Below are 15,385 nucleotides of genomic sequence, written 5' to 3' on the forward strand. Positions count from 1 at the left end.
TGACATCAAAACATTTCACAGATATCAACTAGTTTCATAATATAAAACTCTAAATTAATAATCTGGGTAAAATTAAAGGAACGACATTCTTAATGCACCAATGATGACTATTTACGTGGATTCTCAAGTGATAGGCATAAAAAAAGAGAGGCATAAGCCTCTCTTCTCATTTCACATTAATTAGTGAATTATTTCGCGACCGCTAAAAGTCACTTAACGATAAATTACTTAGCAACCATTACCATAGCAGGGCGAACTACACGACCGTTTAGCTCGTAGCCTTTTTGCATCACGAACATAACCGTGTTTGAATCGTGGTCAGGGCTCTCTTGAATAGACATCGCTTGGTGGAATTCAGGATTGAACACTTCACCTTCAGGATTAATCTCTTTAAGGCCAAATTTAGCAACAGTATCTACGAATGTTTTATGCGTTAGCTCAACACCTTCAAACAATGGTTTAACCACTTCGTTTTCTGCATCTGCAGCTTGCATTGCACGCTCTAGGTTGTCGATCACAGGAAGTAGACCTTCAGCAAATTTGTTCAAAGCGAATTTACGCGCTTTATCAATTTCTTGCTCGCTACGACGACGCATGTTCTCAACTTCAGCTTTTGCGCGAAGAACAGAATCTTGCTGCTCTTTCACTTTAGATTCGCTAGAAAGCAGTGCCGCTTCTAGTTGAGCAATTTTTGATTCCTGCTCATCAGCCGCGTCTTCATTCAGTTCAGCTTCTTCAACTTTCTCAGCTTCAGCAATGATCTGATCTAGTTCTTCTTCGGTTACTTTGTTTTCTTCGTTGCTCATGATATCTCCAGAATTCGTTTTCAATGCCAGTGACAGGCGTGTTTGCGCCTCAAATTGATATAAAACACTCGCATAGACGTTCAACTTGCCTTTATTATGGGGATGAAGAATTTTGATTCAAGCCTAATTCGTTTGGAAACGTTATGAAAAAGCCATTTGAAGTCATCGCTATTATTGGTAAACCTCGAGATCAGCAAGCAATTCAGACTCATAGAGAGCTCTATCAGTGGTTAAGTACTGAGGGTTATCAAGTATTTGTTGATGATAGGCTCTCCAGTATTTTGGACGATATCCCACAAGAACATTTTTCTAGCCTGATTGAGTTAGGTAAACGAGCCGATCTCGCAATTGTTGTGGGTGGTGACGGAAATATGCTCGGTGCGGCTAGAATATTGTCGCGTTTCGATATTTCAGTCATCGGTGTGAACCGAGGAAACCTTGGCTTCCTAACCGATCTCAACCCTGAAAACTTCCAAAGCGCACTTATCGATGTACTCAAAGGTGAGTTCATGGAAGAAGAACGCTTCCTACTAGAGACTGAAATTCATCGTCATGGCCAAATAAAAAGTCATAACGCAGCGCTCAACGAAGCCGTACTTCACCCAGGTCAAGTCGCACACATGATCGAGTTCGAAGTGTATATCGATGACAGCTTTGCGTTCTCACAGCGTTCTGATGGTTTGATCGTATCGACTCCAACGGGTTCAACGGCTTACTCGCTTTCTGGTGGTGGCCCTATCTTGTCATCAAGCCTCAATGCAATCTCGCTAGTGCCAATGTTCCCACACACGCTTTCAAGTCGTCCATTAGTGGTTGATGGCAAACGTCGTATTAAACTTATCGTATCGCCTGATAACCGCGGCACTCAGGAAGTAAGCTGCGATGGTCAAATTTCACTGCCTGTTTCTCCTGGCGATGAGATCCACATTTACCAAAGCCCGAATGTACTCAAGCTGATTCACCCTAAAGACTACAACTACTACCATGTCCTACGTAACAAACTAGGCTGGTCAAGTAAGCTGTTCTAATTGAATTAGCGACTCTGGCAGTAGACGAGAATTTGAAAGGTTGACGATGTTCGTCAGCCTTTTTTTTGCCCGTCGAAACCTTATAAGTCCTCATAGCCCTAATGTACCTCATCCCTTCACGCCCAGACTAAGTTGGGAATCTATAGCGGTTTCAGTAGCCTACAGGCAACCTCAATTCTGAGATCTGTCACAAAAAAATTTCACCTGTCGACTTTACTGTATAAAGAAACAGTATATACTGAGCTTATATACAGTATTGTTCAGTTATACAGGTAAATAAAAATGCTGGCTCATTTAAGTGTTAATAATTTCGCTATTGTTAAGTCTTTACAGCTAGAACTCTCTAAAGGCATGACAACAATCACCGGTGAAACGGGTGCGGGTAAATCTATCGCTATCGATGCTTTAGGCTTATGTCTTGGGGGAAGATCTGATGCAGGAATGGTAAGACAAGGAGAAGATAAAACCGAAGTCAGTGCCGCTTTTTTACTTGAGAACAATCTGCACGCTACACGCTGGTTAGAAGACAATGAACTGCTTGATGGCAGTGAATGCATCCTACGCAGAACCATCTCCAAAGAAGGTCGCTCTCGTGCATTCATCAACGGTAGTCCTGTCCCTCTTTCACAATTGAAATCACTAGGGCAGTTGTTGATCAACATTCATGGCCAACACGCGCACCACCAGCTGATGAAAAGCGACCACCAAATGGCCATGCTTGATCAATACGCAGGCCACTTAAACCTATTGAAATCGACACGTAATGCTTACCAAGCATGGCGACAAGCCGATAACCACTTAAAAGAGTTACGTGAAAATAGCCAGCAAAACCAAGCTCAAAAACAGCTTCTAGAATATCAAATCAAAGAGTTAAATGAGCTATCTATTGGGGAGGAAGAATATGAAGACCTCGAACAAGAGCATAAGCGCCTCTCCAATAGCGGAGAATTGGCCTCAACCTGCCAGCAGGCTATCGAGCTTATTTACGAAGGCGAAGAAGTTAATGCGCTTAGTATTCTGCAATCGGCCAATCACTCCCTAATTCAATTAGCTGAACTTGATGAAAGGTTAGTTGATCTGCCCAACTTACTCTCTGAAGCCATCATTCAGATTGAAGAGACCAACAGTGAACTAAGAACCTACCTAGACAGCATTGATGTCGATCCAGGTCGTATGGTTTACGTTGAAGAACGCTTCTCAAAAGTGATGTCGATGTCTCGCAAGCATCACGTGTTGCCAGAAGAGCTTTACAAGCATCACCAAGATTTATTACAACAAGTTGAAGCGCTTGATTGTTCCGATGAAAAATTGGATGAATTGGCAAACGAGGTAGAAAACCAATACCAATCGTTCGTTGCTAAATCAGAGAAGCTTCATAAATCTCGAACTCGTTACGCAAAAGAGCTCAACAAGCTGATCACGCAAAGCATGCACGAACTGAGCATGGAAAAAGCACAGTTTGCCATTGAAGTGAACAACACCAACACACACCCTTCTCCATTGGGTATGGATAATGTGACCTTCATTGTTTCGACCAACCCAGGCCAACCAATGCAGCCCATTGCTAAAGTAGCCTCTGGTGGTGAACTTTCACGTATTTCATTAGCGATCCAAGTGATCACAGCGCAAAAAGTGGACACACCAAGCCTGATTTTCGATGAAGTCGATGTGGGTATCAGTGGGCCAACAGCAGCAGTTGTCGGAAAAATGCTACGTAAGCTGGGCGAATCGACACAAGTAATGTGTGTGACGCACTTACCTCAAGTTGCCGGTTGCGGTCACCAACAACTGTTTGTAGCGAAGAACACGAAATCAGGTAAAACCGAGACCCAAATGCACACGCTTGATGAGCAACAACGCGTCTCAGAGCTTGCTCGACTGCTTGGTGGCAGCCAGATAACCGAATCGACACTGGCCAACGCAAAAGAGTTATTAATCGCTGCTTAGGTTACATATTCAGCAACTTTCTGATAATTTACCGAAAAATCTTGGCAATTTTGCAACTTAATTCAAAATTGCCAGTCATAACAAGCTCAAAGCGCAAGGAGCTTTTTACTTCTTGCTGGAGCTTGTTTATTATCAGGCAGTATTTTAGCGAAGAAAGATCTCAGACTATGCGAATTAAAAAGTGGTTAGTTGCAGTTCCACTTGCACTAACAATGTTGACCGGTTGCTCTCTACTAGAGAAGTTGGTTTATCGAATTGACATCAATCAGGGTAACTATGTTGAACAAGAAGCTGTCGATCAGCTGAAGTTTGGCATGACAAAAACACAAGTTCGTTACGTTATGGGCTCACCTATGCTTATCGAAAATGGCTACCCAGATACGTGGTACTACATTTACCACCACACAAAAGGCCATGAAGACTCGATTCAAAAAAATCTTGTTGTTAACTTTGATGCAACGGGCACCTTAGTGACGATCAATGGTGATTTTGAAGCCAGTGATGAATTCTTCGAAAGCCTTCGCTAGCTTTCAACCAACAAAGCTTTCCAGTCAAAAGCTATCAGTCGACAAAGCTCTCAGCCGACAAAGTAAGAATCGCAAAAGCCTGCTCACATGAGCAGGCTTTTTAATATCCTGTAACAAATTAATCTTCATTTTCAGGCTAACGGACACAAAAAAGCTCGCCAATATAGCGAGCTCTCTTCTTACTCAAATTTGTTTAGCATTACGATTTAGCTGCAGCCGCTTTTGCTTGTTCAGCACGCTTACGGCGAATCTCTTTGGGATCAGCTAACAATGCTCGATAGATTTCGATACGGTCTTTATCGCGAACCGTCGCATCTAACTTAACGTTGCGGCTATATACGCCAACTTTATTTTTCGCCAAGTCGATTTCTGGATACAACTCTAAAACACCAGACTGCGCAATAATCTCTTCAACGGTCGCGTTCTTATTTACCACTAAGGTAAATACACGCTGCTCATGTGGAAGCGCAAACACAACTTCTACGTGGATCATATCTGATTCAATAGTCATGGCTTAGTAAACCTGTTTCGCTCGTTGAGTAAAAGCACTGACCATATTGCTTGTCAGTTCATTGAAAATCTTGCCAAATGCCATTTCAATCATTCGACTAGAAAATTCAAACTCTAGTTTAAGTTCAACCTTACATGCTTGGTCGTCTAGAGGAGTGAAATACCAGCCCCCCTCCAGCTTCTTAAACGGGCCATCTACCAGCTCCATTAAAATTTCAGCACCATCCGCCATTCGATTCGACGTAGTGAATGTTTTACTGATACCAGCTTTAGAGACATCAACCGAAGCCACCATCGCGGAATCTGAAGATTCGATCACACGAGAACCAGAACATCCTGGCAAAAACTCAGGATAACGAGCAACATCATTGACCAAGCTGAACATCTGGTCGGCACTAAAAGACACTAATGCTGAACGAGTAACCTTTGGCATATAGACTCCTGTTAAAGACAGCGTTACATTAACACAAACTGCAATTTTAATTGTATTGGGCCAGAGCGCAAATAAAAAGGATTCCCCATCTAGGGCGCATTCCGTATAATGAGGCCATTATGGCAAAGAATAAATCAAAATCAAAAGCCGGTAGTAATACCATTGCGCTTAATAAGAAAGCTCGCCACGAATATTTCATCGATGATGAGATAGAAGCGGGGCTTGAGCTACAAGGCTGGGAAGTAAAATCCCTACGTGAAGGCAAAACCAATATCGCAGAAAGCTACGTATACATCCGAGATGGCGAAGCATTCATCAGTGGTATGACGATTACTCCGCTAACTCAAGCGAGTACTCATATCGTGGCGAACCCAACACGTATCCGTAAACTATTAATGTCGAGAAAAGAGCTCGACAACCTTATCGGTCGTATTAACCGTGAAGGCATGACACTTGTCGCAACCGCACTTTACTGGTCTCGCTCTTGGGCGAAGATTAAAGTTGGCGTAGCGAAAGGTAAAAAGCTGCACGATAAACGTACTGATATGAAAGAAAAAGATTGGGCGAGAGATAAAGCACGAATTATGAAGAGTAATTTGCGTTAATTTTAAGCACTTAAACGCACAGTGCTAGACAGGCAAAGCTTTTCTGGTACTATGCAAATAACACTTGGGGCTGATTTAGGATTCGACAGGAATTTTGAAGTCTGAGGTGCATGCCGTGGGGCGGTTGGCCACGTTAAAAGCCGCAAAAAAATAGTCGCAAACGACGAAAACTACGCACTAGCAGCTTAATAACCTGCTCAGAGCTCTCTTACCCTAGCTTCCGCTCGTAAGACGGGGACCAATAAGAGATCAAACCCAAACTAGCTAGCGCGGATTCTCCCACCTGAGAGGAAAAGCGCGAATTATAATTCAGGTTAGCCTTTAACTAGCGTGTCGGTTCGCAGGTTGCTGGTGAAATTAAAGATCGACTAAGCATGTAGTACCAATGATGAATGATTTTTGGACGCGGGTTCAACTCCCGCCAGCTCCACCAATTCAACATTTAAAGACGTCCACGGGCGTCTTTTTTTGTGCCTGTAACTTATTAAAATCAACAACTTACAATCCACCACTATCCACTGAGGTTTACTTTTGTTCGGTAACAGCTCAAGATAATAAACACCCAGATAGACACCCAAAACAAAAAGGTGCCATTCTTGGGTGTCTATTTTTGTATGGGGATGTTGATTATGGCAAGAAGAGTTACACAACTAACTGCAACAGAAGTAAAACAAGCCAAACCGAAAGATAAAGATTACGACCTTTACGATGGTAACGGCTTACAGCTACGAGTGAGGAAGAACGCCAATAAAGTCTGGTGCCTGATCTATAAACACCCCGTATCACTAAAACGAATTCGTATGACTCTTGGCAACTATCCGGATCTATCACTTGCGATAGTAAGAAAAATTGCAGCAGAACATCGTGAATTGATTAGCCAAGGTATCGACCCCAAAGAACATAGGCAAAAGAAACAAGAAGAAAATATTGCCATCACTGTGCATACATTACGCAATGTATCTGAGAGCTGGTTTGACAAGAAAAAGAAGAAAGTCACCCCGGATCACGCTGATGATATTTGGCGCTCATTCGAGCTGCACCTTTTCCCGTCTTTGGGAAAAACTCCGGTATCCCAAATATCTGCACCAATGGTGATAAAAGTACTACGCCCACTAGAAATAAAAGGCAACTTAGAAACACTAAAAAGAGTCGCTCAACGACTCAATGAAGTGATGATTTTTTCTGTGAACACTGGCCTAGTACACGCCAACCCTCTTGCTGGAATTCGCGCAGCTTTCGATACACCATCCAAAAAGAACATGGCTACCATCGAACCTGCTGAGCTTCCAGACTTAATGAGCGCATTAAATCAAGCGAGTATTAAAATCCAAACACGGTGCCTTATTGAATGGCAACTACATACTTTAGCGCGACCAAGTGAAGCCAGTGGTACACGTTGGGACGAAATTGATTTTGAAAACAATCTCTGGATTATTCCTGCTGAAAGAATGAAAAAGCGCAAAGAACATAGAATACCACTAACAGACCAAACGTTGGCAATCCTAACAATCATGCAGGCATTATCTGGTCACTCCGTCTACGTGTTCTCTAGTGCTAGTGACCCCAAGAAAGCGATGAATAGCCAAACTGCAAACATGGCACTTAAACGTATGGGTTATGCAGGAAAACTTCACGCTCATGGACTAAGAGCCCTCGCCTCTACAACTCTCAATGAACAAAGCTTTGAGTCCGACTTAATTGAAGCGGCCTTAGCTCATATCGATAAAAATGAAGTACGTGCTACGTACAATCGAACTGATTACCTAGAGCGCCGCCGTCCTATGATGCACTGGTGGAGTGAACATATCGAAACAGCAGCTCAAGGAACTGGCTCACTAACGGGTAGGAAAGCCATTAAAGTTGTTGGTGAAAACTTTTAGCTTTATAGCTTCAATCACAGTTTAATAAACTGATTAAAACTGACCGACAGCCTTTCTATGTTTGTTTGCATAGATAGCTTTCGGCTCTTCAACATCTAACGATTGATTCCCATTCTTCATTTTTTCTATTGCTAACTTTAGCTCGTTAATCTCAGAATTTTTAACACTAATTTCTTTTGCATGTTTTGTTTCTAACTCTTCAACAAGTTTATCCAATCGCTCAATTTCTTGATTCATATTGTCAAACTTATCCTTAATCGACTCCGCTTGTTGAATCATGTGCACGTCATTTACCGACCTATTTAATAGATTCTCAACTACGTTTTTTATTGATGAATTACGCTTTTTTGACATTAACTCTACTAATGAGTAGGTCTCGTTTGATATAGATACAGACTTTGGTTTTACCTTCTTCCTTGCTACTTTCGTTCGCCATGCACTTCGAGCACTTCTCAATAGCTCTCGATGGGATATATCACTAACACTCAACCCTTTAAGGAACTCCTGCGCACTCGTTCCTTCTAACCATGATCTAGCAACATCAACCCCATATACGCCAGAGAGCCCTTTGGCCTTTTTTAGCAAGTACCCCTTAGCCCACTGTTCTTGAGTCTTAGATTTGGTTAACCAAGATTGTAAGTCATCTTTACCATTCATACTCATCCCTCAATTATTCATAGCACATCATCTTAACTTACTTAGGAAATTTTAACGTGACAGTATCATCAGGTTTTTTGAGTACTGCTTTAAATACCATGTAAAATACGTAGTATTCAATCTCTATTTAATACCTACTACCAATCCCTTTTATTGCTGGATTTACCTAATGAACAGCCTCAAATTGATACTAAACTTCTTACTAAGTCTTGATAATAATTCCAACATCACAACCTTAACACCTGAAGCTAAAATGGTTTGGATTAAGCTGCTTCTATACTCAAACACCTCCTCTTTTGAGCTAAAGAGCACAACTAAGGAAATAAGGCTTTCATTGGGTCTAAGCCAGAGCACGTTAAGTAAAGCTATCGAGGAACTTGAGTATGGAGAACTTCTGGTAAGGAGGGATAGGAAGACACCAAAGGGTAGTCACAGTTATCATTATAAAGTAACGCCGCCTATCGATAGAGTTAACAACATCGATAAAAGCTCACCATTCTGCAAACTAGCACCTCAAATCATATCGGGCACAAATTTCCCAAGCAAAATCAACCTCGCTAATAGATTAGTTTTACTATTGCTAATTTATCACTCTGATGACTTTGGTTACGTTGATACACTCAGTAGAAAAAAGATTGGAAGACTCGCAGGAATGAGTCCGGTTCGAGTAAGGAGCCATCAAAAAAAATTATATAATTTTGGCTTTCTAGATTTAGTTGTAAATGGCTCAGTAATGAATGGAATGGCTAAAAAGATTTGTAGCCAATACTATTTGAACCTTTGGCATCCAGCCTTTACTCAACGAGTTCAATGCACTCACCTATGGGCAATCGACAGCATAAAAGATCTCTATCATTTTGAAATCGATGTCATCAATAAGCTTAAGAATAGTAAAAAAAGGAATGCCTATAATCTAGCTATGAGCGTGAGCTTTGATCATGTAGGCATTAAAAGCACCCAAGTAGAATCAAGCGATACAAAGTTAGCTCAGTTTCTTTCTAACTACTCACCTGTGCACTTAGCTACGAAAACAGATCACTTAGCCAACCATCTATTGAATAATCACAGACAGGAATTAAGCGTCATAGGCAATGAATTGGATTCTTTACCAATACCACTTGATAGCAATCTAATTTTTCGGGCACTTATTGAAAGTGAACACTTTTTTCCTGAAGTATTTAAGTATTCTGAAATCACTGAGCGAGCTTTAAATAAACAGCGGCATCTAGAGTTACATTGGGCGAGTGAAGCATTAGGATATGAGGTCAGCCTTGATGAAGAGGTAAACGATAAGGATAAGGATAAGGATAAGGATAAGGATAAGGATAAGAAAAATAACCCATTACTTTTAGCTATCGCCTATATTTCTTGGGCTAAAGCTGTGGAAGCGTACAAGTTCATCGAGCAACATGTTGGAGATCCTATTGACCAGCCTTGGAGATACAGCATCCGTCCTAGAACAATGACTGATGGAATTCTGGGATATTATGTCATTGGTATTCCCTTCAGTGACTCTGTTCTAACAGAAGAACCGATAAAAGAGAGCCTCATTGTAGTTGGTGAAGAAACAACACAGTTCGATCAGCCAAGACCAGTTAATTACTTTTCCATAATGGCATTGCAGTAACATAACTTCAGAGTGACTTCCGTTCTAATCTCCCTAGCTAGATCCAATCTTCGACTATCCATAGGTATGACTCAGGTACTACAGCCTTGAAAGAAACAATGCTCTCAGTGGATTAGTAATATAGCTACTTAACAAACAATCTTTATATGAGCATTACTAGCAGTACTACACTCAGTAGCCACACTACTGATGCATGCAGTACATGTTGATTAGTCAGTTAAGATCTCTAGCTATAGGCAATAGAGATTCACTCACTGCTACGACAGAACAGTTTTATGTAAATTGTTACGCATCATTCTCTTTCTATGTGAAATCAAACAACACAGGAGAGATTTTCATGAACATGTTTCAATTTGCTCAAATCCCACCTCAGTATGGTTCTTTAAACCAACGCTACCTTGCCCGTATCAATGACACCGTTATGGGAGCCCTAGCGAACCACCCAAGAGTACTCATCGCTCGAATTGATCTACGTATACTTAACAATGGGGGGTACTCTGATAACCCACTAGAACGTGATGTACCAACCTGTTTTGTGAATATAGGTGTTGGTTTGATGAAACGGTTTTTAGCTTCACTAAATGCTCAGATCGCTACAGATCAGATGAATAAAGCCAAACAAGGGAAGCGTATCCACCCGTGTCCGTTAAATTACGTTTGGGTAAGGGAACGTAGTACGAGTCACAATGAACATTACCATGTGGCATTAGTGGTCAATCAGGATGCTTACTATCCATTAGGCAAGCTTCATTATGAGGGGACTCTTGCTTGTATGGTAAACAAAGCATGGGCTAGTGCGTTAGGGCTTACCGTAGATGAGATTAAAGGGTTAGTTCATATCCCTGAGCGTCCAATGTATACGTTGAACCGTAATCACCCACCAGCACGATTTCAGAAAGATTTAGGTGAAGTAGCGGTTAGGCTGGCTTACTTGGCAAAAAATGAGACCAAGATACTTGGTGATGGTCGCCGTAACTTTGGATGCAGTAATCCGAAGAAGGGATTGATTTAGCATAGTTGGAATTGAGCCAGAAACTGATTTCTGACTCTGGACATTGCAACTACGAAATCAGATAAATAGCTTCATCAATGCATAGTTTAGGTATCTTAAGGCTATGGATATTAGTTTTTTTTAAAAGTGTAATATAACTTTCAGGTTCTTCGTTATCATTAAAATTTAGACTCTTGTCTAAATGGAGAGCAGTAAACCTCGATAAACCAATTGACATAAGATTTAGAACGCTCTTTTTACATGAACCAAACTCAAGGTATATATGATACGCCTCTATATCTTCACTTGGCTTTCCTACACGCTTTTCCGCTATGTACCTTAGAACTTCTACATAGGCAGAATAATATTTAACCATTTTAAACCGAACATCTGATTCAAGAGATCTAAGGCAATTTCGTATTTCAGTTGAGGGGTTAATTGATTGATTTGGTTTATTTTTTTCTAGGTAGGAAATCCTTTCCTTTAGGATTTGACCAATAGGTTTGCCCCATACCCATTGATATGCCAAAAAGCTTAACCATGGCTTATAGTTTTCATGTATTTTCCATTCAAAACATTCTTGTAAGATGTCTAGTATCTTTTCCACCCTAGCTTTAGACCCTGAAAAATAAGGATTTATAGGGTAATATTCTTCCAAAGCATCTTGTTGGTTAAGGTAGCAATATAAACTCTCTAAATGATCAGGTCTAAGAGAACGGTTGTTTTTAATTATCTCATTCGGGAGAGTAATACTCATTGACTTTACAATGTCTACCGTACGATCTAGTACTTCTGAATTAGAATCGGTACGATACTTTTCCACAAACGTGACATCATTTGTTTCTAGATAATCGTTGTACAATTTCCCTATAGCTACGTTAGCTTCATCTCTTTTATTATCATCTCTGTAGAGTTCTAAGTCGAATGAGGTCATTGCTTTTTGTAGTTCGACTCCCCCATCTTCCATTAGATTACTAATTGAGGACGATATTGTTTGTAATTTATCTCCTTTATAGCACTCACTGTCCCATTCATTCGGACGAATACACCAAACATTCCCATGAAATTCATGTAATAGCCTTCCGGCCCTACCTGCTAAGTTAAGGAAGTCAGCTCTTGTCATTGGTTCGTCGCCTGACCTAGGGTTTTCTATAATAATATGCTTAGCTGGTAAGTTGACACCTTGAAGAAGAGTACTTGTACAAAAAATAATTTTTATGTCTCCGGCTTTAAAGAGGTTTTCAACGCCAGTCCTCAACAACGAGGGCATGTTTCCATAATGGAACGCGATTCCTTTTTGAAGACAATCAATTAACGCATAATTAGGGTGAATCTCACTTCTTACAAAGCTAATAAACATCTTCAGGTTTGCGCTAATGTCAATACTGTTCGCACTTTTCGCTGCGGCAATAGCCCGGTCTTCTGCATTCTTGGGAGTGTTTGAAAAAGAAATAACGGCGGTATCACTACTAGATAATGCTTGAGAAAAACTACCGATCTGTTCAGCACCACTTCCCCTTAACTTAAACGGTATCTCAAACACACCAATATCTGTTGTGTTATTTTCATCTAGTATGCTAGCAGACAACATTTTTGTTTTTTTCGCAACAGGGTCTATCAGTATGATGTTTTGTGCTACGGGGGAAACAATCTCAGTAAAGTATTTACCATTCGATGTTCGATTGAACAAGGACAGGAAGTACTCTGGGTTATCGATCAATGGACTAGCAAACAATAGCTTTACGTTATTAAATTTTGTCAATGATGCATCAATAGCAGTTTGAAGAATAATCCCTCTTTTCCCATTCTGAATCTCATGAGCCTCATCAATAATCAATGTATCAATATGTGGCTTAGTTTCTTTAGCACTAAGGAAACTTAGTAATCTCTCTTGCGTAAAAATGTAAACGACATTTGATTTAACTTTGTCACGATCGACAGGGAAAGGCGTTGTGCGTATAACAGCTTTATTCTCGCCAATTTTTTTTATCGCGTCCCTTATTCGTGTCGACACTTCAGATATTAGAGCTCTAGTCGGCACAACGTATACGATACTTTCTCCAATTCGACTATTTATTTGTTCTGATAGAGATAGATTCAAAACAAATGACTTTCCTGCTGACGTGGGTGCTGAAATGCTTAAATTCTGTTCTTGTCTCAAAGAATTGAATAGTTGAACTTGAAAATCAGTTAACTGTATCTCACCTCCTCTATCATCACAGATCGTATTTTCAGCTTCACGGGCAATAATCTCTAGATGAAGCGGAGCTGGGATGTTCCGATTAAGAGAGTATCTCTGTCTTAATAACTCTCTACCCGGAAAGTTGCCAATTCGGGATAGAATTACTTCTGCAGCAGCCTTAACAAGTTCGACACGACCATTAGTATGCTCCAACAACTGAGTAATAACTTTGTAAGACCTGTTGACCTTCTCGGCTTCACCCAAAGACAAAATTGATGCATAGCTGACAAGCGCAGAAACTTCTTTATTCGTAAAATCTATAGTTTCGTTATGTACAAAAACTTTCGGAAATTGATTTAATATGCTGGCTTTTTCTAGTCTTTTAGCTAGAGTTTGAATATCGATTTTGTCACTCATGCTAATCCTTAGTCGAGAGCATTGTTAAAAGCATTTCTGAATTCGTCAACCGAAGGGAAAGGAAGAAAAAACACCTCAAATGAAAGGTGATTACATTCCATACGATTGATTTTCAATTGAAGCGACTTGATCAGTTTTTGAGCGTCTTGTTTGAATTTTTCAGTAAAGTCTTCAGTGATTAATTTTGGGGTTGAGCCATCAAGATTCCTAAAGTCTTTGAAATTATAGCCAATTAGGCAAGCATGATTCAACCTAGCGTTAGGTCCAGGTTCACCACTGATGATTAAAGAAGATATGGCCTTTTGTGTTTCTGCATTCGAGTATTTAAAATGTTTGGTAACCATAGTGAATTCGTGCTCAAGCATGTCAACCCTATGAAAATCATCAATACTACTCATTGCAGATTGAATTGCTGACTTGGCATCAACATATAGCTTTGCTTCCCCAAAATAAAAATCGACTATGTCTTGGTGAGAGTCGTATTTTGCATGTATACCGTCAGAGCCTTTAACCTCATCTTTATGATTGGTTTTCAACTCCATCTTCGATACCATTTGTGGTGCACCTAGAATCGCTTCTATGAGAAAGAATAGAAGTAACTCGCCAGCCTCCCCCGTCCTATCTGGATTGCTATCATCTATTTTTGGGTGTCTAAAAAGCTTTCTAGCCTCTTTTGTAAGTCTTGCTGAATCACGAGCAGTCAAAACTTCGGGGCGATTAGCTGAAGAAATACAATAGTCAATAATGTACTCATAAAGTAAATTAGCTAAAGCTTTAACCATTGGCTGCCCATTACCGTTAAACTTTAGGTAGTGTAACCTGACATTGGTATTAAACCCGTCTATTGGGAAATTATGTTCAATACAGCCGATGCAAGAATCATAAGATGCTTTGTCAACAGAAACATAATTGTTAAGGTTAATGTTCATTTATTGGTCTTTTCTCCGACACTAAGAACTAGTTTCTGTATTTTTTTCATACCACTGAATAAAGTCTTTAGAGATATGATTTGAAAGTGTAGAACGGTATTGGAGCTTCTCCGGTGAAGATACCCAATCATCAGGAATCGAATCTTGTGTAACACAGCGAAACTCAAGGAACTTTTTACAATTTAAACTGAAGTTTGAGTCTCGAAAATTAGACGAACTAGACTCCAAAAGATACCTAGCAGCATCAGTAAAGCATTGAAAACGAGATTTACCTTGCGAGTTAACTGCGGCTTTATAACTCCAGTCTGCTTCCGAACCATCGATATGTAGTGCATGAAAACACCTGGTATTATATTGTCCTGAATTTTTCGCAATAAACTCTTGAACTTCTAATCCCCCACTCTTCATTGAGAATTCAGGGTGTCTTCTATATAGAGCGAGCAAATCAGAAAACAATGGATGTGCATTGGAATATCGAGTTTCCTGTTTTTTTTCTGAATTCAAGATACCTTTAAAGTACGCAATCGCCTGAGATTGAGTTTTAAAACAAGTACCATTTTCAAGATCTACAGGTTTTGCCATTGCCAGCCTCCACAGTGTGCAACTAAAAGCGCATGATATTATTGCATAATAAAGTCAATAGCTGCATATAACGAGTGGTTATTCTTCAGGTTGTCGAAGTTGTCTCAGATAAGTCGCTTTGTTTATACTCTGGCGTGGTAATTACCTATAAATTAAGGTGATGATTTACAAGAATACATTCAAGAAGTGTTGGAAAGTAACAAAAAAAAGAGGTTAGATAACCCCTACCTTAACTAAGGACTAAGCTGTTAAATCTTATCTACT

The 15,385-nt window shown here is 40.2% G+C and carries 14 protein-coding genes and 1 other RNA gene; 8 read left to right on the forward strand and 7 right to left on the reverse strand.

Going from position 1 to position 15,385, the window contains the following annotated elements:
• Positions 1-224: 224 nt before the first annotated feature.
• Positions 225-806 carry a nucleotide exchange factor GrpE gene (gene grpE / locus SJY39_RS26915; RefSeq protein WP_010438924.1) on the reverse strand — a complete coding sequence of 194 codons (582 nt, stop codon included), beginning with the start codon at positions 804-806 and terminating at the stop codon, positions 225-227.
• Between the two features lie 143 nt (positions 807-949).
• Between grpE and nadK the strand changes: the two genes are divergently transcribed.
• The 3 genes from nadK (at position 950) to bamE (ending at position 4,308) form a co-directional block, all read left to right on the forward strand.
• A complete protein-coding gene (gene nadK / locus SJY39_RS26920; RefSeq protein ID WP_010438923.1) occupies positions 950-1,834 on the forward strand; it encodes an NAD(+) kinase in 885 nt (294 codons plus the stop codon).
• Between the two features lie 282 nt (positions 1,835-2,116).
• The gene (gene recN, locus SJY39_RS26925; protein WP_010438921.1) at positions 2,117-3,781 is read left to right on the forward strand and encodes a DNA repair protein RecN; all 1,665 of its coding nucleotides are present in this window, start codon (positions 2,117-2,119) and stop codon (positions 3,779-3,781) included.
• A 167-nt stretch (positions 3,782-3,948) separates the two neighbouring features.
• Positions 3,949-4,308: an outer membrane protein assembly factor BamE gene (gene bamE / locus SJY39_RS26930; protein WP_010438918.1), complete on the forward strand. Its 360-nt coding sequence runs from the start codon at positions 3,949-3,951 to the stop codon at positions 4,306-4,308.
• Between the two features lie 199 nt (positions 4,309-4,507).
• On the opposite strand, the gene SJY39_RS26935 is transcribed toward bamE, so the two are convergent.
• Entirely contained in the window at positions 4,508-4,819 is a 312-nt protein-coding gene (locus tag SJY39_RS26935) for an RnfH family protein (protein WP_010438916.1), read from the reverse strand.
• 3 nt (positions 4,820-4,822) lie between these two features.
• The gene (locus tag SJY39_RS26940) at positions 4,823-5,251 is read right to left on the reverse strand and encodes an SRPBCC family protein (protein ID WP_010438915.1); all 429 of its coding nucleotides are present in this window, start codon (positions 5,249-5,251) and stop codon (positions 4,823-4,825) included.
• Positions 5,252-5,370: 119 nt separating this feature from the next.
• Here SJY39_RS26940 and smpB point away from each other — a divergent pair, with 119 nt between their 5' ends.
• The 3 genes from smpB to SJY39_RS26955 all read left to right on the forward strand — a co-directional run bounded on the left by smpB (position 5,371) and on the right by SJY39_RS26955 (position 7,736).
• Positions 5,371-5,856 (forward strand): SsrA-binding protein SmpB, encoded by a 486-nt coding sequence (gene smpB / locus SJY39_RS26945; protein ID WP_004735156.1) that lies wholly within the window; start codon positions 5,371-5,373, stop codon positions 5,854-5,856.
• A gap of 66 nt (positions 5,857-5,922) precedes the next feature.
• Positions 5,923-6,289, forward strand: a transfer-messenger RNA (tmRNA) gene (gene ssrA, locus SJY39_RS26950).
• A gap of 196 nt (positions 6,290-6,485) precedes the next feature.
• The gene (locus tag SJY39_RS26955) at positions 6,486-7,736 is read left to right on the forward strand and encodes an integrase domain-containing protein (protein WP_372062799.1); all 1,251 of its coding nucleotides are present in this window, start codon (positions 6,486-6,488) and stop codon (positions 7,734-7,736) included.
• A 33-nt stretch (positions 7,737-7,769) separates the two neighbouring features.
• Here the strand turns inward: SJY39_RS26955 and SJY39_RS26960 are convergent, their stop codons facing one another.
• Positions 7,770-8,393 carry a hypothetical protein gene (locus SJY39_RS26960; RefSeq protein ID WP_372275469.1) on the reverse strand — a complete coding sequence of 208 codons (624 nt, stop codon included), beginning with the start codon at positions 8,391-8,393 and terminating at the stop codon, positions 7,770-7,772.
• 169 nt (positions 8,394-8,562) lie between these two features.
• Between SJY39_RS26960 and SJY39_RS26965 the strand changes: the two genes are divergently transcribed.
• Positions 8,563-10,020, forward strand: a complete 1,458-nt coding sequence (locus tag SJY39_RS26965; RefSeq protein ID WP_372275471.1) for a LysR family transcriptional regulator — start codon at positions 8,563-8,565, stop codon at positions 10,018-10,020.
• A 337-nt stretch (positions 10,021-10,357) separates the two neighbouring features.
• Positions 10,358-11,032, forward strand: coding sequence for an inovirus Gp2 family protein (locus SJY39_RS26970; RefSeq protein ID WP_372275473.1), 675 nt, complete (start codon positions 10,358-10,360; stop codon positions 11,030-11,032).
• 49 nt (positions 11,033-11,081) lie between these two features.
• Here the strand turns inward: SJY39_RS26970 and SJY39_RS26975 are convergent, their stop codons facing one another.
• Genes SJY39_RS26975 through SJY39_RS26985 form a run of 3 tightly spaced genes read right to left on the reverse strand, consistent with a single transcriptional unit; the run spans position 11,082 to position 15,121 of the window.
• Entirely contained in the window at positions 11,082-13,610 is a 2,529-nt protein-coding gene (locus SJY39_RS26975; protein WP_372275474.1) for a DEAD/DEAH box helicase, read from the reverse strand.
• Between the two features lie 8 nt (positions 13,611-13,618).
• A complete protein-coding gene (locus SJY39_RS26980) occupies positions 13,619-14,539 on the reverse strand; it encodes a DUF1837 domain-containing protein (RefSeq protein ID WP_372275476.1) in 921 nt (306 codons plus the stop codon).
• 21 nt (positions 14,540-14,560) lie between these two features.
• On the reverse strand, positions 14,561-15,121 hold the full coding sequence (locus SJY39_RS26985; RefSeq protein ID WP_372275478.1) for a DUF3223 domain-containing protein: 561 nt from the start codon (positions 15,119-15,121) through the stop codon (positions 14,561-14,563).
• Positions 15,122-15,385 lie beyond the last annotated feature (264 nt).

Source organism: Vibrio sp. R78045 (genome assembly GCF_042466085.1).
GTDB classification, from domain to species: domain Bacteria; phylum Pseudomonadota; class Gammaproteobacteria; order Enterobacterales; family Vibrionaceae; genus Vibrio; species Vibrio cyclitrophicus.

What these genes read in the sequence shown, in the direction of transcription:
- grpE (WP_010438924.1), bottom strand. Translation starts at nt 806, where the DNA reads ATGAGCAACGAAGAAAACAAAGTAACCGAAGAAGAACTAGATCAGATC.
- nadK (WP_010438923.1), top strand. Translation starts at nt 950, where the DNA reads ATGAAAAAGCCATTTGAAGTCATCGCTATTATTGGTAAACCTCGAGAT.
- recN (WP_010438921.1), top strand. Translation starts at nt 2,117, where the DNA reads ATGCTGGCTCATTTAAGTGTTAATAATTTCGCTATTGTTAAGTCTTTA.
- bamE (WP_010438918.1), top strand. Translation starts at nt 3,949, where the DNA reads ATGCGAATTAAAAAGTGGTTAGTTGCAGTTCCACTTGCACTAACAATG.
- SJY39_RS26935 (WP_010438916.1), bottom strand. Translation starts at nt 4,819, where the DNA reads ATGACTATTGAATCAGATATGATCCACGTAGAAGTTGTGTTTGCGCTT.
- SJY39_RS26940 (WP_010438915.1), bottom strand. Translation starts at nt 5,251, where the DNA reads ATGCCAAAGGTTACTCGTTCAGCATTAGTGTCTTTTAGTGCCGACCAG.
- smpB (WP_004735156.1), top strand. Translation starts at nt 5,371, where the DNA reads ATGGCAAAGAATAAATCAAAATCAAAAGCCGGTAGTAATACCATTGCG.
- SJY39_RS26955 (WP_372062799.1), top strand. Translation starts at nt 6,486, where the DNA reads ATGGCAAGAAGAGTTACACAACTAACTGCAACAGAAGTAAAACAAGCC.
- SJY39_RS26960 (WP_372275469.1), bottom strand. Translation starts at nt 8,393, where the DNA reads ATGAATGGTAAAGATGACTTACAATCTTGGTTAACCAAATCTAAGACT.
- SJY39_RS26965 (WP_372275471.1), top strand. Translation starts at nt 8,563, where the DNA reads ATGAACAGCCTCAAATTGATACTAAACTTCTTACTAAGTCTTGATAAT.
- SJY39_RS26970 (WP_372275473.1), top strand. Translation starts at nt 10,358, where the DNA reads ATGAACATGTTTCAATTTGCTCAAATCCCACCTCAGTATGGTTCTTTA.
- SJY39_RS26975 (WP_372275474.1), bottom strand. Translation starts at nt 13,610, where the DNA reads ATGAGTGACAAAATCGATATTCAAACTCTAGCTAAAAGACTAGAAAAA.
- SJY39_RS26980 (WP_372275476.1), bottom strand. Translation starts at nt 14,539, where the DNA reads ATGAACATTAACCTTAACAATTATGTTTCTGTTGACAAAGCATCTTAT.
- SJY39_RS26985 (WP_372275478.1), bottom strand. Translation starts at nt 15,121, where the DNA reads ATGGCAAAACCTGTAGATCTTGAAAATGGTACTTGTTTTAAAACTCAA.